This window comes from Oerskovia rustica, assembly GCF_014836555.1.
In the GTDB taxonomy this organism is placed as follows: Bacteria; Actinomycetota; Actinomycetes; order Actinomycetales; family Cellulomonadaceae; genus Oerskovia; species Oerskovia rustica.
The window spans coordinates 27,368-45,636 of sequence record NZ_JACSQQ010000030.1; the positions used below are offsets into that span (position 1 = coordinate 27,368).

Annotated in this window: 13 protein-coding genes, 1 pseudogene and 1 riboswitch; of the genes and pseudogenes, 5 read left to right on the forward strand and 9 right to left on the reverse strand. The window is 72.5% G+C overall.

Going from position 1 to position 18,269, the window contains the following annotated elements:
* Positions 1-42: 42 nt before the first annotated feature.
* From H9652_RS15445 to H9652_RS15455, 3 genes are all read right to left on the reverse strand, one after another.
* The gene (locus H9652_RS15445; RefSeq protein ID WP_191797054.1) at positions 43-627 is read right to left on the reverse strand and encodes a hypothetical protein; all 585 of its coding nucleotides are present in this window, start codon (positions 625-627) and stop codon (positions 43-45) included.
* A gap of 148 nt (positions 628-775) precedes the next feature.
* A complete protein-coding gene (gene metE, locus H9652_RS15450; protein ID WP_191797056.1) occupies positions 776-3,130 on the reverse strand; it encodes a 5-methyltetrahydropteroyltriglutamate--homocysteine S-methyltransferase in 2,355 nt (784 codons plus the stop codon).
* A gap of 20 nt (positions 3,131-3,150) precedes the next feature.
* Positions 3,151-4,200: a methylenetetrahydrofolate reductase gene (locus H9652_RS15455; RefSeq protein WP_191797058.1), complete on the reverse strand. Its 1,050-nt coding sequence runs from the start codon at positions 4,198-4,200 to the stop codon at positions 3,151-3,153.
* Between the two features lie 112 nt (positions 4,201-4,312).
* Positions 4,313-4,415, reverse strand: a riboswitch (SAM riboswitch).
* A gap of 214 nt (positions 4,416-4,629) precedes the next feature.
* Between H9652_RS15455 and H9652_RS20370 the strand changes: the two genes are divergently transcribed.
* On the forward strand, positions 4,630-6,054 hold the full coding sequence (locus tag H9652_RS20370) for an outer membrane protein assembly factor BamB family protein (RefSeq protein WP_191797060.1): 1,425 nt from the start codon (positions 4,630-4,632) through the stop codon (positions 6,052-6,054).
* A gap of 115 nt (positions 6,055-6,169) precedes the next feature.
* Here H9652_RS20370 and H9652_RS15465 read toward each other — a convergent pair whose 3' ends face one another.
* From H9652_RS15465 to H9652_RS15490, 6 genes are all read right to left on the reverse strand, one after another.
* Positions 6,170-8,440 carry a glycoside hydrolase family 31 protein gene (locus H9652_RS15465; protein WP_191797062.1) on the reverse strand — a complete coding sequence of 757 codons (2,271 nt, stop codon included), beginning with the start codon at positions 8,438-8,440 and terminating at the stop codon, positions 6,170-6,172.
* Positions 8,437-9,633 carry a glycoside hydrolase family 15 protein gene (locus H9652_RS15470; protein ID WP_191797064.1) on the reverse strand — a complete coding sequence of 399 codons (1,197 nt, stop codon included), beginning with the start codon at positions 9,631-9,633 and terminating at the stop codon, positions 8,437-8,439. The genes H9652_RS15465 and H9652_RS15470 overlap by 4 nt, the downstream gene beginning before the upstream one ends.
* Positions 9,634-9,747: 114 nt before the next feature.
* Positions 9,748-11,013: an ABC transporter substrate-binding protein gene (locus tag H9652_RS15475; protein WP_191797066.1), complete on the reverse strand. Its 1,266-nt coding sequence runs from the start codon at positions 11,011-11,013 to the stop codon at positions 9,748-9,750.
* Between the two features lie 32 nt (positions 11,014-11,045).
* Positions 11,046-11,939 (reverse strand): carbohydrate ABC transporter permease, encoded by an 894-nt coding sequence (locus H9652_RS15480; protein ID WP_138826926.1) that lies wholly within the window; start codon positions 11,937-11,939, stop codon positions 11,046-11,048.
* Positions 11,932-12,912, reverse strand: a complete 981-nt coding sequence (locus H9652_RS15485) for a carbohydrate ABC transporter permease (protein WP_191797068.1) — start codon at positions 12,910-12,912, stop codon at positions 11,932-11,934. Before H9652_RS15485 ends, H9652_RS15480 begins: the two co-directional genes overlap by 8 nt.
* Positions 12,912-14,144, reverse strand: a complete 1,233-nt coding sequence (locus H9652_RS15490) for an ROK family transcriptional regulator (protein ID WP_191797070.1) — start codon at positions 14,142-14,144, stop codon at positions 12,912-12,914. Before H9652_RS15490 ends, H9652_RS15485 begins: the two co-directional genes overlap by 1 nt.
* A gap of 125 nt (positions 14,145-14,269) precedes the next feature.
* Here H9652_RS15490 and H9652_RS15495 point away from each other — a divergent pair, with 125 nt between their 5' ends.
* The 4 genes and pseudogenes from H9652_RS15495 to H9652_RS15510 form a co-directional block, all read left to right on the forward strand.
* Entirely contained in the window at positions 14,270-15,493 is a 1,224-nt protein-coding gene (locus tag H9652_RS15495) for an NYN domain-containing protein (RefSeq protein ID WP_191797072.1), read from the forward strand.
* 43 nt (positions 15,494-15,536) lie between these two features.
* The gene (locus H9652_RS20375) at positions 15,537-17,093 is read left to right on the forward strand and encodes an outer membrane protein assembly factor BamB family protein (RefSeq protein ID WP_191797074.1); all 1,557 of its coding nucleotides are present in this window, start codon (positions 15,537-15,539) and stop codon (positions 17,091-17,093) included.
* Positions 17,094-17,298: 205 nt separating this feature from the next.
* Entirely contained in the window at positions 17,299-17,940 is a 642-nt protein-coding gene (locus H9652_RS15505) for a lysophospholipid acyltransferase family protein (RefSeq protein WP_191797076.1), read from the forward strand.
* A 253-nt stretch (positions 17,941-18,193) separates the two neighbouring features.
* Positions 18,194-18,269 (forward strand): annotated as a pseudogene (locus H9652_RS15510) (superoxide dismutase); the annotation flags it as partial.

Sequence of the window (18,269 nt, forward strand, 5' to 3'; positions counted from 1 at the left end):
GTGCGGGGCCCCTCTCGTCGTCGCGGACGACCTGTGTCCCTCTCAGGCGATGCGAGGGAGCTGCGCGAGCGCTGCCACGACCTCGATCGCGTCGGCCTTGCCCAGCAGGACCTTCTGCGCCATGAAGGCCTTCGTGGCCGTGCTCTCCTCGGGCAGGCTCGACCCCGCGAAGACCTCCATGAGGGCGCGTGCGTCGGCCTCGGGCAGCCGGAAGCTCACGACCTGCGTGAGGTTGCGCAGGATCGCGGTGCGCTCGGCCTCCGAGAACCCGAAGCGCAGCGTGAGGGAGCCCTGCTCGATCCGCGTGTACGCGTACGTGACGTCCGCGAACGGGCGCGCCGGACCGTCCCCGATGCGCAGCGTCCGGGCCGCGAGGTCGACCGTGACGGGCTTCGCCTCGCGCACCCAGTAGACGAGGAACGGGAGGATGATCGCGAGCACCGCGACGAGCGCGATGACGAGGAACAGCACGAAGCTCTCCTCGTCGCCGAACCGCAGGAAGGCGACGACCGTGAGCAGCGCCGCGGCCAGGAACGGGGAGACGACGGCGGTCAGGCGCATCTTCTTGCGCCCGTCCACCCAGAGCGGCAGGTCGGTCGTGGTCGGAGCGGGTGCTGCGGCGTGCATGGTTCCCCCATCGGGACGGGTGCCTCGCCCCATGGTGGAGCGATGACGTGCGCGCCGATGCTACTGGTGGAGGACCGTGGGGCGGAACGGGGAGAACTGCCCAGAGGGCGGTGGGCCTGAGCCCACCGCCCCCGGGGCGTCGCGACGATCAGCCGAGCTGGGCGCGCACCGCGTTCGTCGCCGAGACGAGGTTCTCGAGCGAGGCCACGGTCTCCTCGTAGCGGCGCGTCTTGAGGCCGCAGTCGGGGTTGACCCACACGAGGCGCGAGTCGATCGACTTCACGGCGAGCTCGAGCAGGTCGGTGACCTCCTCGGTCGACGGGACGCGCGGCGAGTGGATGTCGTACACGCCCGGGCCGATGCCGCGCGCGTAGCCGGCCTCGGCGAGCTCGGGCACGATCTCCATGCGCGAGCGCGCAGCCTCGACCGACGTCACGTCGGCGTCGAGACCGTCGATCGCGCCGATGACCTCACCGAACTCCGAGTAGCACAGGTGCGTGTGGATCTGCGTCTCGGCCACGACGCCCGCGGTCGCGAGGCGGAACGAGCTCACCGACCAGTCGAGGTACGCGGCCTGGTCGGCCTTGCGCAGCGGCAGGAGCTCGCGCAGCGCGGGCTCGTCGACCTGGATGATGCCGATGCCGGCGGCCTCGAGGTCCGCGATCTCGTCACGCAGCGCCAGGCCCACCTGGTTCGCCGTGTCGCCGAGCGGCTGGTCGTCGCGCACGAACGACCACGCGAGGATCGTGACCGGACCGGTCAGCATGCCCTTGACCGGCTTCTCGGTGAGCGAGGCCGTGAACGTCGACCAGTCGACCGTGATGGGCGCCGGACGCGTGACGTCGCCCCACAGGATCGGCGGGCGCACGCAGCGCGACCCGTACGACTGGACCCAGCCGTTCGCCGTGACCGCGAACCCGTCGAGGTTCTCCGCGAAGTACTGCACCATGTCGTTGCGCTCGGGCTCGCCGTGCACCAGGACGTCCAGGCCGATCTGCTCCTGGAGCTCGACGACGCGGCGGATCTCGTCCTGCATCGCGGTCGTGTAGTCCGTGTCGGACAGCTCACCCTTGACGTTGAGCGCGCGCGCCCGGCGGATCTCCGGGGTCTGCGGGAACGACCCGATGGTCGTGGTCGGCAGCAGCGGGAGGTTCAGCTTGGCCTGCTGGGCGGCCGCGCGCTCGGCGTAGTCGCCGCGCGAGAAGTCGCCCTCGGTGAGGGCCGCCGCGCGCTCGCGCACCGCAGGCACGACGACGCCGCTCGCCACCGCGCGCGAGGCCACCGCCGCGCGGGACGCCTCGATCTGGTCGGCGACCGCGTCACGACCCTCGGTCAGCGCCCGGGCGAGGATCGCGACCTCGCCGACCTTCTGGTCCGCGAACGCGAGCCAGTCACGGAGGCGGGCGTCGATCGAGCCGTTCGTCCAGTCCTCGTCCTCGACGTCGTGCGGGACGTGCAGGAGCGAGGTCGACGTGCCGACCGTGACGGCGCCGGCGCCCAGGCCGGACAGCCCCTCGACCAGGGCGAGCTTCGCCGCGAGGTCGGCACGCCAGACGTTGTGGCCGTCGATCACGCCCGCGACGACAGTCTTGTCCGCCAGGCCCGGGACGGGGACCGCGGGGACAACGCCCTTGACGAGGTCGAGCGAGATCGCCTCGACGTCGGTCGCGGCCAGGAGCGCGAGGCCGTCGTGCTCACCCTGGAGCCCGCCGAACGGCGCGCCCACGAGGATCGCGGGGCGCTCGGAGCCCACCGCGAGCTCGGTCGCGAGCACGCGGTACGCCTCGGTGACCGCGGCGTGGACCTCGGCGGCCGGGACGTCGATCGAGTCGGACACGAGCGCGGGCTCGTCGAGCTGCACCCACGGTGCACCCGCCGCGGCCAGGGCGCGCAGCAGCTCGACGTACACGGGCAGGACGTCCGCGAGACGCGAGAGCGGGCTGAAGCCGGGCGCGCTGTCGTCGGCGGCCTTGGACAGCGCGAGGAAAGTCACGGGCCCGACGACGACGGGCCGGGTCACGACGCCCGCGTCCTTGGCCTCGACGAACTGGCGCACGACGCGGTCGTCCGCGAAGCGGAACGGCGTGGACTCGCTGATCTCGGGGACCAGGTAGTGGTAGTTCGTGTCGAACCACTTGGTCATCTCGAGCGGGGCGTCCTCACCGGCGCCGCGCGCGACGGTGAAGTAGCCCGCGAGGTCCAGCGCACCCTTCGCGTCGGTGAGCGACGCGAAGCGGGACGGGACCGCCCCGAGGAGAGCGACGACGTCGAGCACCTGGTCGTAGTAGGAGAACGAGCCGGGCACGGCGCCCGACGAGGCGTCGAGGCCCAGGTCGACGAGGCGCTTCGCTACGGCGACGCGCAGCGCCGAGGCCGTGGCCTCGAGCTCGTCGGCGGTGGTCCTGCCGGCCCAGAAGGACTCGACGGCCTTCTTGAGCTCGCGGCGCGGGCCGATGCGGGGGTAGCCGAGGACGGAACCGGAGGGGAACGTGGGTGCACTCATGATGATTACCTCTGAACTGGTCAGACCGATGCGCTGCCCAGGGCAGGCTCGGAGGAGGGAAGGGGAGTGCCGGAGACCCACGGCCCGCTGGCCAGGTCGGGGGTGCGGGACGAGACGCCGCTGGCGTCCCCCGCTGCCCCACCGCCGAGGTCGACTCCCTCGAGCAGGTCTAGAGCGGCTTGGTGCTTGTTGAAGGTGTAGATGTGGAGGCCGGGCGCGCCGGCGGCGAGGACCTGGCGGGCGAGCTCGACCGAGTGCCGGATGCCCAGCGCGTGGCGCGCGGCCGGGTCCGGTTCCGCCTCGAGGTCCTCGACGACGCGGCGCGGCGCGGGGACCCCCGTGAGCTCCTCGACGCGCGCGAGGCGGGCCGGGTCCGTCATGGGCAGGAGGCCCGCGAGGATCGGGATGGTCACCCCGGCGGCACGCGCCTCGGCGACGAAGTCGATGTAGGACGACGCCTCGTAGAAGAGCTGCGTGATCGCGAAGTCCGCACCGGCCTGCTGCTTCTGCCACAGGCGGCGCACCTCCTGGGTGCGGCTCGTCCCGGCGGCGAGGTTCCCGTCGGGGAACGTCGCGACCGCGATGGTCAGGGGGCGGGCCGCGCCGCGCAGCGCGACGCTCGGGCTCGCCGCGCACCGCGCGGCCTCGACCTCGCGCAGCAGCGCCACGAGCTCGGTGCTGGACCGCACGCCGTCCTCGGCGGGGCGCCAGTCCGGCTGGTCGCGCGGCGGGTCGCCCCGCAGGGCGAGGAAGCTGCGCACGCCGGCGTCGAGGAAGTCCGTGATGACGTCCTCGACGTCCTCGCGCGAGGCGCCCACGCACGTCAGGTGCGCGATGGGCAGCACAGGCGTGCCGTGCAGCAGCTGGCTGATGACGCGGCGCGAGGTCTCGCGGTCCGTGCCGGCTGCGCCGTAGGTGACCGACACGAAGTCGGGCGAGGTCGCGACGAGCCGGCGCGCGGTCTCCCAGAACTTGGGCGCGGCATCGGGGCGGCGCGGGGGCATGAGCTCGAACGACACCGTGGGTCGCGGTGCCTCGTGCCCGAAGTGCCCCAGGTCGACGATGCTCATCGCGCGACCGCCACGAGAGGCGTGCTGGTGATGGCCACGGGGGCCGTGCGGGCGGCGCGCGGGACCCCGGTGCGGTGCGGGGTTGCGCAGGAAGATGCCTCGGTCATGAATCGCTCCATCGAACCTGGCTGTAGCACCCGTACCCGCGGGAGGCTTCCGTTGGGGGGTTGCTGCGGTGTCAACGAGCCAGGACTCTCGACCGCTCTGGATGGTGTTGCCGATCGTAGGGGGAATCCATGATCTGAGCCAATATCTGCTCGAAGCGTGAGACGCAGGGGTCCGGGGTGGTCGTTCAGGTCGGTCCGCGTTCCGTCCACGCTGTCGCAGGGTCGCTCCGTCGGTCCCCGCGTTCGCCCTTCCAACGTACGCCTGTCGGTCGCCACCGGACCGTCGGGCGTTCCTTCTCGACGTCGCCGCTATGCTCCGGGCGTGCCTCGCAGACGCAGCCAGCAGCAGCTCTCGTTCGTGCTCGACGACTCGTCCGAGGACGTCGGCCCGGTCGTCCCGGAGCCGCGTCGTCGCGAGCAGAGGGGGCGCCCGCTCGACCGCTCCGCCCGACGGCGCCGCGCCGCCCTCCTCGTCGGCCTCGCCGCCGGTCTCGGCGTGCTCGGGACGGCGGCCGCGGTCGTGGTGACGCGCGACGGGGCGGCCCACGACGACGCGCTCGAGACGGTCCGGTCGTCCGAGGGCGGGATCTTCGACCTCGCCTACGCGCCGCGTGCCGAGTGGAGCGTCGACCGCGACGAGGGCGAGCCGTTCACCGTGGGGGACCTGCTGGTGATCCCGGGACGCTCCGGGACCGTCGGGTACGACCTACGGTCGGGCGACGAGCGCTGGCGGCTGGACGACCTGACCCGGCAGGTCTGCGCCGCCGACCAGGTGCACGCCGAGGGAACGGCGGAGGTGTCGGCCTTCGTGTGCCTCGGCCAGGGGGAGGAGGCCACCACAGCCCGACTCGTGAGCGTCGACGGTGCGGTGGTGGCCGAGGTGAAGGTGGACCCGGGCCGGGGCGAGGTGGTCGCCGGTCCCGGCGGCACGGTGCTCCAGGCCACCAGGGACGAGGCGGGGGCTGCGGTCCGGTCCGTCGACGTCCGGACGGGCGCGGTGGCGTGGGAGCGACGACTGACCGTGAGGGAGAACGTGCAGGACCCCCTGTGCGCGACCGAAGGTGATGCCGTGCGTGCGGTCCACCGGTCGGGGACGGTGGCGGTCCACGGGTGCGGCGTCCTGTCCTACCTGACACCTGGGGGCCAGGTCGTCGACGAGCCGCCGACGATGGTGCAAGTGACCGCCCTGGGTAACGGGTACTACCTCCGCTCGTCGGGGACGGCCGTCGCGGGACCCGTCGAGGCCGTCTCGACCGACGGCACGGTGCTCTGGAGGAACGAGGGACTCGTGCTCGGGGAAGGTGCCCGCGACCTCATGGCGCCGCACCTCGTCCTCCTCGACCAGGGGGAGACGCTGCTCGCCGCCCACCGGGACGGCACGACCGCCTGGACCGCGCCGGTCGCAGCGCGGCAGGTGCTCGTCCGCGGCGCGGACGTCGTGCTGGTGCAGACGGCCGACCGGGAGACGGTCGCCCTCGACGCCACGACGGGCGAGGAGCAGTGGCGGCGGGCCGCTGGCCCCGCGTCCGGTGCGGTGTCGCACCGCGTGACGGGCACGTTCACCGACGGCTTCTCCGCGCTCCTCGTCGTCCCCGCCGCGCCCGGCACGAGCTCGGTCACCGCCCTCGACCTGGCGACGGGCGACCTGCGCTGGACCCAGGAGCACACCGGTGACCCGTACGAGCTGGTCGCCGGGGGCGGTCGGCTGCTGAGGATGGACGGCGCCGAGGTCACGGCGTTCGGCTGACGGCCGTGGGCGGTGACCTCGGGCTGCAGGGCCCCACCCGCGAACGGGTGGGGCCCTGCTCGCCGCAGACGGAGCGGCGTCGGCGGCGCTGTCGGCCCGCCGGACCGACGAGCGACTACCGCGCGAAGACCGGCGCCAGGGCGTCCCAGGCCGTCGCACGGACGTACACCGGGATGACGTCGCGCGGGACGTCGCGCGTCACGAGCACCCCGGTCCCGCTGGGCTCACCCGCGGCGGGCCGCCCCGTCCAGGCGTCGACCCACTCGCCCGCCGGGAGGTACGTGGTCCACGTCGTGGCGCCCTCCTCGGTCACGGGGTGGACCAGCAGGTCGTCGCCGAGCTGGTACTCGTCGGCGTGCTCCCAGACCTTCTCGTCGTGCGCGTGGTCGACGAACAGCCCGCGCATGAGGGGAGCACCCGTGGCGATCGAGTGCCGCGCCTGCTCGGCGAGGTACGGCACGAGGCGCTCGCGGACCTTCGCGAAACCGCGGAACACGTCCACGACCTCGGGGTCGTCGTTGGTCTCGGCGACGTACCACGGCGTGCGGTCCCGCAGGGGGCGCTGGTGGTGGTTGAACTCCGAGTGGTACTGCATGACGGGGCTGAACGTCGCGGCCGCGACCCCTCGCAGGTAGAGCTCCGAGCCGGGCACGGGGCCGGAGAAGCCGGCGAGGTCCCAGCCCCAGTAGACGATGCCGCAGGCCGAGGCCGTGATGCCCGCGTTCATGGACCAGCGGAACGCCTCCCAGGTCGAGTTCTCGTCGCCCGCCCAGTGCAGGCCGTGGGCCTGCGAGCCGGTGAACCCGGCGCGGGAGAACGTCACGGGAGCCTTGCCGTTCGCGCGCAGCAGGTCGCCGAACGCGCGGGCGTAGTGCACGGGGTAGAGGTTGTTGCCCTCGTCGCCCCGGCGCCCGTCGGCGTACCGGAGCTCGTCGCCCCACGCGTGCTCGCCGCCGTCGGTCTTGAAGCCGTCGACGTCGAGCTCGGCGACGAGGTACTCGCGACGGGCGGTCCACCACGCGCGGCCCTCGGGGGTCGACAGGTCGGCCATGAGGGACTGCGGGAACCACCAACCGCGGTTGTGGTAGGCGCTGCCGTCCTCCTCGCGGACCGCGTGCCCGGCCGCGACCATCGCGCGCCCGTCGGCGAGCACCTGGGCCTCGTGCGGCACGTCGGGGCCGAGGTCGTGCTCGGTCTTGAGCAGGGGGATCTGCCACAGGACGACCTTGACGCCGCGGGAGTGCAGCTCGTCGATCATGCCCTTCGGGTCGGGCCAGGCGCCGTCGGCCGGGTACGTGAAGTCGGTGGCGACGTGCGGGGCGCCGTCGGCGTTGGTCTCGTAGCGGGCGTCGCGGAAGATCGTGATGCCCTCCTCGTCGCTCCATGCCTCGATCACGACGACGCTCACGGGGACGTCGAGGTCGCGGTGCGCGTCCATCTGGTTCATGACGAGCTGCTGGGTGTTCCACTCGTTGCCCGACGCCCACAGGCCCAGGACCCACGACGGGAGCTCCTCGGCCCGGCCGACCTCGTCGCCGAACGCCTTGAGGACCTCCGTGGGGCTGCCCTCGTAGACGCCGACGTCGAGCGCGGCGTCGTCGCCCAGCGCCGCCTCGACGACGAGCAGGTCGGGCGAGGAGGCGGCGACGTCGTACCAGGTGCGCCGCGACGTGCGGACGTGGAAGCCCCAGCCGGAGCCACCCACCACGTGCGCGAACGGCATCGGCATGTAGGTGCGTCCCGTCGCGCCCTGCGACTTGTACTGCTCGAACACGACGGCGTCGAGGCTCCTGCCGCGCTGGTCGACGGCGTCGAACCGCTCGCCGAACCCGACCACGTGCTCGGACGTGTCGAGGCGGAACGCGAACCGCACGCGCCGGGCGCCGTCCTCGTCGGTCCACCATTCGACCGAGCCGGGGACGACGAGCGGGTGCTCGTCGGCGGGCACGCCGCCCACGGTCACCCCGCGGGCCCCGGTCGGGGCGGTCGAGGTCCACGTCCCCGCACTGACCTCGAACCACTCGGTGGCGGCGTCGGCCGTGGTGAAGCGGTAGCGGTAGCGGCGGCCCGCCTCGAGGGTCGGGCTCGTGGCGTGCCAGGCGCCGTCGGCCGTGAGCTGGCCCGCCTGGGCAGCGGCGAGGTGCCCGTCGCCGCCCGCGAGCGCGGCCGCGTCCGCGGGGGACACGGACCCGGGCGCGGCGGCGAACGTCGTGACCTGCGAGCCGTCGTCCCACTCGCACGCGACGGCGACGTCGGTCGGGGCGTCCTCGACGACGACGCCGAGGCTCACGGAGGTCCCGGCCCCGGGGTGCACGGGCAGGCGCTGGTCGGCCGACGCGGCGTAGGGGTGGCCGATACCGGCCGGGCGGTGGATCAGGGTGGTCATGAGTGCTGCTCCGTGTTCGGGTCGGTCGTCAGGAGGCCGAGCTCGTCGGCCAGGATCAGGTACATGCCGTGGGACCACAGCAGGGGCAGGGCCACGGGACCCCAGCGCTCGATCCACTCGTCGCGGGAGCCGGGGTGCATCAGGTGGTCGGGGACCTGCTCGGGCATCTGCCCGTCGGGTCCGGCGTGCGAGGCGATCCACCGCAGGTGGCGCCACGCCTCGTCGGTCCGGCCCGCGCGGGCGTGGTTCCAGCCGAGGAGCGCGGACAGCAGCAGCCACTGGCCGCCGCCGTAGAAGACGTCCGCGCGGAAGCGGTGCACGCCGCCGTCGACGTCGAGGTCGCGCGCGACGGCGTCGAGCGTGGCCTCGGCGACCGGCGAACCGGGCTCCACGAGGCCGAACGGCACGACGCACGCGGCGAGCGACGCGTCGACCGCGCCCGAGCCGAACCACTTCGCGAGGTGCGGGGCGTCGGGGTCGCTCGCGCGGCCCGAGGTCATGCCGTCCGCCCGGACGAGCGCGCTGATCGCGTCGGCGACCTCGCGGGCCCGGGCCGAGCGGGCGTCGTCGAGCAGCGGGGAGCCGTCCGCGCACCGGGCGCCCGCGACGGCCAGGAGGCCCGCGCGGACCGGGGCCAGCGTCGAGGGGTGGCGTTCCTCGACGTGCTCCTCCCACCAGTCGTAGCAGGGGAGCTCCCACGTCGCGAGCAGGTAGTCGACCGCGATGGCGACGGCCTCGCGGTACGGGTCGAGCGGGCGGTCGTGGCGCTCCGCGTGGGTCACGAGCTGCCACAGCCACATGCCGTAGCCGTCGGTCTGGAAGTCCCACCAGGGGTCCTGGCCGTCGGCGCCGTCGAGCAGGAAGCGCGTGGGGAGCATGTCGGTCAGGGGGAGCTGCTCGCCGCGGTCGGCCCGCGCGAGCAGGTCCGCGACGTGCTCGCCGCGCGAGGTCAGGACGCCCACGGCCCACCGGTGGAACCGGTCGACGGACTCGACGGCGCCGTACCGGGACATCCCCTCGGCGACGAACGACCCGTCGCGGAACCAGGCGTAGCCCTGGTAGGCGCTGAACGTGGGCGAGGCCGGGTAGGCGCCGCCGCTGTCCTGGTGCTGTGCGATCACCTCCGCGGAGGTGCGCGCCAGGTCACGCAGGCGGTCGAGGTCTTCTGACGTCGTGGGGAGGGCGAGGCTCATGGAATTCGTCCTGGTGCTAGGGGTGGACGTCCGGCGCGGGCGGGTCGTGGTGCGTGGTCGCGTGGTCCGGGACCACGCACCACGACCGGCCGGACGGGTGCTGTGCGAGCGGGCTCAGCCGAGGAGCTGGTCGACGCGCGCGGCGGCGTCGGTGAGGGCCTGCTCGACGGTCTTGCGGCCAGCGGCCGCGTTGGACAGCTCCTCGTTGATCGCGTCCTGCATCTCCTGCTGTGCGGCGAGCACGGGCGGGAGGGCGACGGTGTCGAGCGCGTCGAGCACGGCCTGACGGTTCGTGGGCGGCGTCTGCTCGAGGTACGGGGCGAGGGCTTCCTCGTCGGCGACGGGCGGAAGCTCCCACGAGCTCGCGAGCCGGGTGTCGACCGCGGTGGGCGAGACCGTGAGGAACTCTGCGAAGTCCTGGGCGGCCTCCTTCTCCTTCGAGGCCGCGGTCACGGCCACCCCGTTGGTGAACAGGGCCGAGGCCTTCGAGGCGTCACCGGGCTCGACGACGATGTCCCAGTCGAGACCCTCGACCTGGGACAGGGCGTCGAACATCCAGATGCCCGAGTGCCACATGCCGAGCTTGCCTGCCGAGAAGAGGTCCTTGTCGAAGTCGGGGGTGCTCGACCCGTCGGCCTCGGTGGGCATGACCGTCCCGGGCTTCGTGACGAGCCAGGTGGCCGCCTTGACGCCCTCCGGGCTGTCGAACGCCGAGGCCGAGCCGTCCTCGGTGAAGAACTGGCCTCCCGCCTGGTCCAGCACCTTGTAGAACTCGTGGAACGTCACGGGCTGGAAGTCGCCGTACACGCCCGCGGCGGTGTCGGTCAGCGCGGTCGCCGCGGCCTGCTCGTCCGCCCACGTCCAGTCGGCCGTGGGGTACTCCAGCCCGGCGGCGTCGAAGAGCGCCTTGTTGTAGTAGAGGACGACGTTGGAGTACGACGACGGGAGCCCGTACTGGGTGCCGTCGTGCGTGAAGGACTCCAGGAGCGTGTCCTTGTACGGGGCGGCGTCCACGTCCTCGAGCGGCGCCAGGGCGCCGGACTCGGCGTAGGACACGAAGTTCTCGTAGTTGAGGTCCACGACGTCCGCGACGGTCTTCCCGGCGAACGCGGTCTGCAGCTTGGTGAAGTAGTCCGCGTACGGGATCGTCTCGACCTGGACGTCGACGTCCGGGTTCTCCTTCTCGTAGGCCGCGACGATGGTGTCGAGGTCCTTCTCGTGCCCGTCGTTCGAGGTGAAGTTCATGTAGCGGACGACCGTCTTGCCGTCCGCGCCCGTGGTCGTGGTCGCCGAACCCTGGGCACAGCCCGCGAGCACGGTGACGCCGACGAGTGCGAGCGGGACGAGCGCAGCGGTGCGCCCGTTGAAGCGTGAGGTCATGAGACCTCTCCTTTCGGTGGGGGTGCGTACTCCTACTTGAGGCCGGTGTGGGACATGCCGGCGATGATGTGGCGCTGCGCGAACATGTAGACGATCGCGATCGGCAGGATCGACACGACCGAGCCCGCCATGACGACGTCCCACTGGGTCGTGAACTGGCCCTGGAGCGTGGACAGCCCCAGGGGGAGCGTCATGAGCTCGGGGGAGCGGATGACGACCAGGGGCCACAGGAAGCTGTTCCAGGAGCCCATGAAGGCGAAGACCGCGAGCGTCGCGAGCGCGGGCTTGACGAGCGGCAGGACGATGAGGCCGAAGATCCGCAGGTGACCGGCGCCGTCGAGCGTCGCGGCCTCGTCGAGCTCGCGGGGCACGCCGTCGACGGCCTGGCGCAGGAGGAAGATGCCGAAGGCCGACGCGATCGACGGTGCGAGCAGTGCGAAGTACGTGTCGTTGAGGTTGAGCCGCGTCATCTGGATGAACAGCGGCACGACGAGGACCTGGAGCGGGATCATGAGGGTCGCCAGGTAGGCCGCGAACACGATGTTCTTGCCCTTGAAGCGCAGGCGGCTGAAACCGTAGGCCGCCATGGACCCCGTGATCATCTGCAGCAGGGTCGCGACGACCGCGACCCCGAACGAGTTCGCGATGATCCGCCAGACCGGCATGGACTCCATGAGGGTCCGGTAGGCGTCGAGCGTCGGGTCCTCGACGATCAGCGACGGGCCGCCCGAGAGCGAGCCGCTCGGCGTGATCGACGTGATGACCGTCCACAGGAACGGGAAGAGCATGATGACCGCGCCGACGACGACGGACGCGTACAGGGCGATGCGTCCGAGGATCTGACCGGCGGAGCGTCGGGGGCGCCGCAGAGAGGTGGGGGCCGTGGTCGGTGTGACGGGGGCTGTCGGGACGAGGGTCTCAGGCATGGTTCACCCACCTGCGCTGACCGCGCATCTGGAGCGCGGTGACGATGAGGATCAGGACGAAGAGGATCCAGGACAGGGCGGACGCGTCCCCTGCCCGGCCGTAGCGGAACGTGAGGTCGTAGATCTGGCCGACCACGACCTGGCTCGCGCCGGAGGGTCCGCCGCCCGTCATCACGTACACCTGGTCGAAGACCTGGAACCCGTTGATGAGCGAGATGACGAGCACGAAGAACGTCGAGGGGGACAGCAGCGGGAACGTGATGTGCCAGAAGCGCTTCCACGCTCCGGCGCCGTCGACGCGGGCGGCTTCGAGCACGTCACCGGGGATCGCCTGGAGACCGGCGAGCAGGATGACCATGACGAACCCGAGGTCCTTCCACGCCGAGGCGAGGATCACCGAGGGCATCGCCCACTGCGGGTCGGTCCACCACCCGGGGGCGGTCATGTCGGTCCCGAAGAGCCCGTTCAGCCCGTCGAGCACCGGCTGGACGAGCTGGTTGACGAGGCCGTTGGACGGGTTGAGGAGCCACTGCCACACGAGGGCCACGACGACCCAGCTCGTGATGACGGGCAGGAAGTAGGCCGCGCGGAAGAACGTGCGGCCCTTGAGCGCCCGGTTGAGCAGCATGGCCAGGCCCAGACCGCCCACGTAGACGAGGGGCAGGTAGCCCAGGATGTAGAACAGGGTGTTCCCGAGGACCCGCCACGTGTCGTCCGAGGTCAGGAGGTCGGCGTAGTTGTCGAGGCCGACCCACTTCATGGGCGAGACGAGGTTCCAGTCGTGCAGGCTCACCCAGAGCGAGTTCACCATGGGGGCGAGCGTGAACACGACGAGCGGGACGGCGCTGGGGAGCAGGAAGAACAGGACCCACCCCCGGTTGCGCCACCGCGACCGTGAGGACGTGCTCCGTCGCTGCGGGGTCGGGCGCTTCGGCGCGGCCGCCCGTGGCGGCGCCGTGGCGGGGACGGACATCACTGTCTCCTCGTGGGGGTGAGGGCCGGCGCGCTGCCGGCGTCGGTCTGCATGCGGGCGACGACGAGTCGTCCCTGGTCGCCCGACGCGCCCGCGGCGTCGAACGGGGTGGCCAGGACGAGGGCGGCGGCGCCCAGGGCCCACTTGTCGTCGGCCCAGGGCTCGACGACGAACGGGATGGCTCGGCGGGTGGGCAGGAGGTGTGCCCGGAACGTCTTCTCGAAGCCGCTCTGCCAGTGGGCCCAGGCGCCGATGCCCTCGCCGAGCAGGACGACGAGCTCGGGGTCGAGGAGGTGGACGACGCCCGCGAGCGTGCGTCCCAGCAGGCGACCGGCCTCGTGGTAGAGGTCCCGGGCGCCCTGGTCTCCCGCGTCGGCGCGGGCCACGAGCTCGGCGACCGTCCCGTCGGGGCCGATGACGCCTGCGGCGATCGCGCGGGTGCGCAGGGCGTCGTCGCCGATGTACGCCTCGAGGCACCCGTGGTTGCCGCACCCGCAGAGCGGGCCGCCCTCGGTCACGGGGAAGTGGCCGATCTCGCCGGCCCCGCCCGCGGCGCCGCGCCGGATGGTGCTGTCGACCACGAGCCCCGAGCCGATGCCGCGACCGATCGTCAGGACGAGGAACGACGCGTGCTCGCGCCCGGTGCCGTACAGGTGCTCGGCGACGGCCAGGGTGTTGACGTCGTTCTCGACGAGGACGGGCACGCCGAGCGTGTGGCGCAGCGAGGCGCCGACGGGGACCGCGGTCCAGCCGAGCGTCGGGGCGGTCACGACCCCGGAGGCCTGGGCGTCGACCGAGCCGGGGATGCCGATCCCGACGCCGAGGACCGGGCCGTCCTCGGCCGCGAGGACGTCGCGCAGGAGGTGCCCGAGGGCGTCGAGCGCGTCAGGGCGGCGGGGGTCGAACGGGTGCGACGACTGCGAGAGGGCCTCGCCGTCGAAGCCGACCGACACGATCGCGACGTGGTCGGCCGTGACCTTGGCCCCGATCGCGCGGGGGGCGGGTGCGCTGCTCAGCCCGAGGAGGCGGGCGGGGCGCCCACCCTGGCTCGGCACGGTCTCGAGCTCGACCAGGAGGCCTCGCTCGACGAGGTCCTTGGTGATCTGGGTGACGGTCGCGGGGCTGACACCGAGCTCGCGGGCGATGGCCGCGCGGCTCCTGGGGCCTCGCGTTCCGAGGAGCGCGAGCGTCGCGGCGGCGCCGTGGTCGCTTCGAGCGGTGGTGGTCGGCACCGGAGAACTCCTTTGTTCGGGACTATCTTTAGCCCCAAACTAAGTCCGCATGCCGAGACGTGTCAAACGTGCTGGTCGCCGCGGCGGATGGGCGTTCGGACCGTGCGGGCAATACCCTGGCCGACATGGACACCGAAGAACGTCTGGCCGTCTTCCTCGACTACGACAACCTCGCGCTGGGCGCGCGCGACCACCTGGGCGGGATGACCTTCGACTTCAAGCCGATCGCCGACGCGCTCGCCGCGCGCGGTCGCGTCGTCGTCCGTCGCGCCTACGCCGACTGGTCCTACTTCGACGAGGACCGCCGCTCCCTGACCCGCCACCAGGTCGAGCTCATCGAGATGCCCCAGCGCATGGGGGCCTCGCGCAAGAACGCCGCCGACATCAAGATGGTCGTCGACGCGATCGAGATGGCCTTCGAGCGTGAGTACATCTCGACCTTCGTGATGTGTACAGGGGACAGCGACTTCTCTCCCCTCGTGCACAAGCTGCGCGAGCTCAACAAGCGCGTGATCGGCATCGGCGTCGAGAACTCGACGTCCAAGCTGCTGCCCCCGGCGTGCGACGAGTTCCTCTTCTACGACCGCCTCGAGGGCGTCGAGATCCCCGACGAGCCTGTCGAGCGCAAGCGCTCCTCGAACAGCTCGAACCGCAGCACCGCCCGCAAGTCGTCGAGCCGCTCGTCGGGCTCGAGCTCCGGCTCGTCGAGCAAGGCCACGTCCACCCCGGCGCCCGAGGCTGCGACGCCGCCCGCGCCGACCACGTCGGCCGCCGAGGCGGCGCCGTCGGATCCCGAGCCGACCCCCGCCCCGCTGGACGTCGAGGCCGAGCTCGGCTCCGCCGTCGGGCACGGGGCCTCCTCGACCAACGAGGACGAGGACCTCGCGGTCCTCGTCGCGCAGACCCTCGCGGACCTGTCGAGCTCGTCGAGCGGAGCCGTCGTCGCCTCGACGCTCAAGCGCACGCTGCTGCGCAAGGACCCCACGTTCAGCGAGGCCGACTACGGCTTCCGCAACTTCGGCGAGTTCCTGCGCTACCTCGAGGAGCGCGGCGTCGTGCAGCTCAGCGCGGGCCCCGCCACGGGCGACCCCGAGGTCTCGCTGCCCGAGCGCGGCCACGCGGGCGACGACTTCGCGCTGCTGCGCACCGTCGTGGGCGAGCAGGGCGACTCGGTGCCGCTGTCGGGCCTCAAGAACCAGCTCCGCAAGAAGCGCCCCGACTTCAGCGAGAAGGCGCTCGGCTACCGCAGCTTCCTCCAGTTCTGCAAGGCCGCGCAGACCGCGGGCGCGATCGAGCTGCGCTGGGACGACGACGCCGACGACTACCTCGTGTCGGTCGCCACGCGCTGATCTCACCGTCCGACAGGGCACGTCCGGCCGCTAGGCTCCGGGCGTGCCCTTTCGACGACGAGAGCAACCCCGCGAGATCGCCTTCGAGGCGGTCGACGACCTGGACGACGACGGCCTGCTCGCGTCGCGGTCCTTGCGTCCCGGCGCGCCCTCCGGCCGGCCTGACACCCCGCCCGACGACGTCGCTCCCGCCGCTCCCGGCGGCGCCGGCACGAGCGGTGGTGACGACGGGGTCGTCCCGGTCCCGCGCGACCCGAGGGCGCACCGCCGCCGACGCCTGGTCGTCACCGGCGTGGCCGGAACCCTCGTGCTCGTCCTCGGCGGGCTCACCGCGCTGGACATGGTCCGTGCCCGCCAGGCCGACGCGTTGCTGCGGACCGCCGTCGGCGGGGTCGTCGGACTGACGCAGCCGCCCGACGAGGCCTGGAGCGTCGACACCGGCGAGGCCTGGCCGACGCTGTCCGGCGACCTCCTCCTCGTGCCGGGCGACGGAGCGCTGGTCGCCCACGACCTGACCTCGGGAGAGGAGGTCTGGCGGCGCGCGGACCTCGGGAGGAGCCGTTGCGGCACCTTCTTCACGCGCGCCGAGGGGGCCGAAGCCCTGGCGACCATCACGTGCCTCAGCGGCGGGAGCCTGGAAGACGTCGTGCCGTCGCACCCCACCCGCCCGCCGACGACGGTCTCCGTGCTCGGGCTCGACGGCAGGACGCTCTCCGAGCGTGCGCTCGACACCTCTCGCGGCGCCGCGGAGGTGCTCGCGGACGGCGACCTCGTGAGGGCGGTACGGGACGACCAAGGGCTCGTCGTGACCGTGGAGGACGCGCGCACCGGCGACGTGCGCTGGACGCACCTCGTCCCGGCCGAGGACGCCGAGGACGACGGGACCTGCGAGATCGACTGGGACGGCACGATGGTCGACGACCGGGAGTCCGTGTACTTCAACAACATGGCGGGCACGATCTCGGTCCGGGGATGCTTGGTGGGCGCCACGTTCTCCCCGGGAGGAGAGGTGCTGTCGTCCGGGGACGACGCGTACGTCGTGGGTCTGGCCGACGGCCGGTTCACCAGGACGGCGAGCGACGGGACGGGGACGGACGTCCTGGACGCGGCGGGCGAGGTGCTCCTGCGAGGCGTGAGCGAGGTCCTCGAGCCGCTCGCCACGGACGGCACTGCGCCACCTCTGCTGTTCGTCCGGTCGGGCTCCGGGCTCGCCGCCCTCGCCGAGGACGGGCGCGAGGTCTGGGCCTTCCCGCGGTACACCGCGCAGGTCCTGCTCGCGACCCGGGACATGACCGTCGTCGGCACCTTCCCCGGGGCCGTGGCGGTCGACAACGTCACGGGCGAGGAACTGTGGACCTGGCGGGCCTCCGAGCGCGGCGGGTCGTCGAGCAGCGACGTGTCGGCGGCCTTCGCGGGACACGGGTCGCTGACCGTCGTGCTGGGGACGCAGCCAGGTTACGGGGCGCGATGGTCCTCGATCGACCTGGCCGACGGCAGCACGCGATGGGAGGAGCCGCTGACCGTCGAGCCCTACGGCTTCGTCGCGGTCGGCGGGAGGCTCCTGGCGGTCGACGGTCAGCGGATCCTGCGCCTCGGGTGACCCGGTCTCGTGGCAGGCAGGCAGGCGGGTCCGCCGACGGCCCGCACGGTCACGCTCACAGGGCGGTGCGCAGCGATCCACCGCGCGTGAACATCCGTGCACGGGCCCGGGTTCTGCCTGGCGCACCGCGCTCTTGCGCTGGGTCCTGCGCGCAGACCGGGGCCTCGCCGTCGGGCTCGGCTGCACGTCGGTGCACAATGTACGGATGACGTACCGGGTGCTGAAGCTGATCCTGTCGCTCCTGGCCTTCACGCTGCTGAGGCCACGGGTCACAGGCCTCAACAACATCCCGCGGCGCGGACCCGTCATCCTGGCGAGCAACCACCTGTCGTTCGTGGACTCGCTCCTCATCCCCATCGTCGCCCCGCGCCACGTCACGTTCCTCGCCAAGGCCGAGTACTTCACGGGCACCGGGCTCAAGGGCCGGATCTCCCGGTGGTTCTTCACGACCCTCGGCCACATCCCCGTGCAGCGCGACGACCCGCGCGCCGGTCAGCGCTCGCTCGAGGACGCGCTCGAGGTGCTCAACCGTGGGGGCGCGTTCGGGATCTACCCCGAGGGCACGCGGTCGCGCGACGGCCAGCTCCACAAGGGGCACACCGGCGTCGCGTGGCTCGCGCTCGCAGGCCACGCACCGATCGTGCCGGTCGCGATCCAGGGCACCGACAAGGTCCAGCCCGTCGGCTCGCGCCTCCCGCGCATCCACCGCGTGACCGTCCAGTTCGGGGCTCCCATCGAGCCCGCGCGCCAGATCACGTCGGGCAAGCCCGCGCAGGCCCGTCGCGAGCTCACCGAGCAGGTCATGGACTCGATCCACGCGATGAGCGGCCAGCCGCGCGCGAGCTGACCTGCCGGCGCCGGCCGTCAGCCGCCCGTCCAGCCACTCCCAGCCACCGGTCACCGGTCAGCCGGGACACGCCACGTTCCTGAGAAGGACGTGCAAGACCCGCCCGGTCATGATGTGCTCGGGGCAGGGCCACGTGCCCCAGGGATCGCGCCCGGCGGGTCCGCCCGCCACCACCGCGCCCCGAGGGCGTCCGACTTGACCTCAACCACGGTTGAGGTCCTAGCGTGGCCGACACCGAACGAGAGGACTCACCATGGCTGTCTACACCCTTCCCGAGCTGTCGTACGACTACGGCGCACTCGAGCCCCACATCTCCGGCCGCATCATGG

Bases quoted from the DNA above. Each gene is read 5' to 3' on its own strand.
- H9652_RS15445 (WP_191797054.1), bottom strand. From the start codon at position 627: ATGCACGCCGCAGCACCCGCTCCGACCACGACCGACCTGCCGCTCTGG.
- metE (WP_191797056.1), bottom strand. From the start codon at position 3,130: ATGAGTGCACCCACGTTCCCCTCCGGTTCCGTCCTCGGCTACCCCCGC.
- H9652_RS15455 (WP_191797058.1), bottom strand. From the start codon at position 4,200: ATGAGCATCGTCGACCTGGGGCACTTCGGGCACGAGGCACCGCGACCC.
- H9652_RS15465 (WP_191797062.1), bottom strand. From the start codon at position 8,440: ATGACCACCCTGATCCACCGCCCGGCCGGTATCGGCCACCCCTACGCC.
- H9652_RS15470 (WP_191797064.1), bottom strand. From the start codon at position 9,633: ATGAGCCTCGCCCTCCCCACGACGTCAGAAGACCTCGACCGCCTGCGT.
- H9652_RS15475 (WP_191797066.1), bottom strand. From the start codon at position 11,013: ATGACCTCACGCTTCAACGGGCGCACCGCTGCGCTCGTCCCGCTCGCA.
- H9652_RS15480 (WP_138826926.1), bottom strand. From the start codon at position 11,939: ATGCCTGAGACCCTCGTCCCGACAGCCCCCGTCACACCGACCACGGCC.
- H9652_RS15485 (WP_191797068.1), bottom strand. From the start codon at position 12,912: ATGTCCGTCCCCGCCACGGCGCCGCCACGGGCGGCCGCGCCGAAGCGC.
- H9652_RS15495 (WP_191797072.1), top strand. From the start codon at position 14,270: ATGGACACCGAAGAACGTCTGGCCGTCTTCCTCGACTACGACAACCTC.
- H9652_RS15505 (WP_191797076.1), top strand. From the start codon at position 17,299: ATGACGTACCGGGTGCTGAAGCTGATCCTGTCGCTCCTGGCCTTCACG.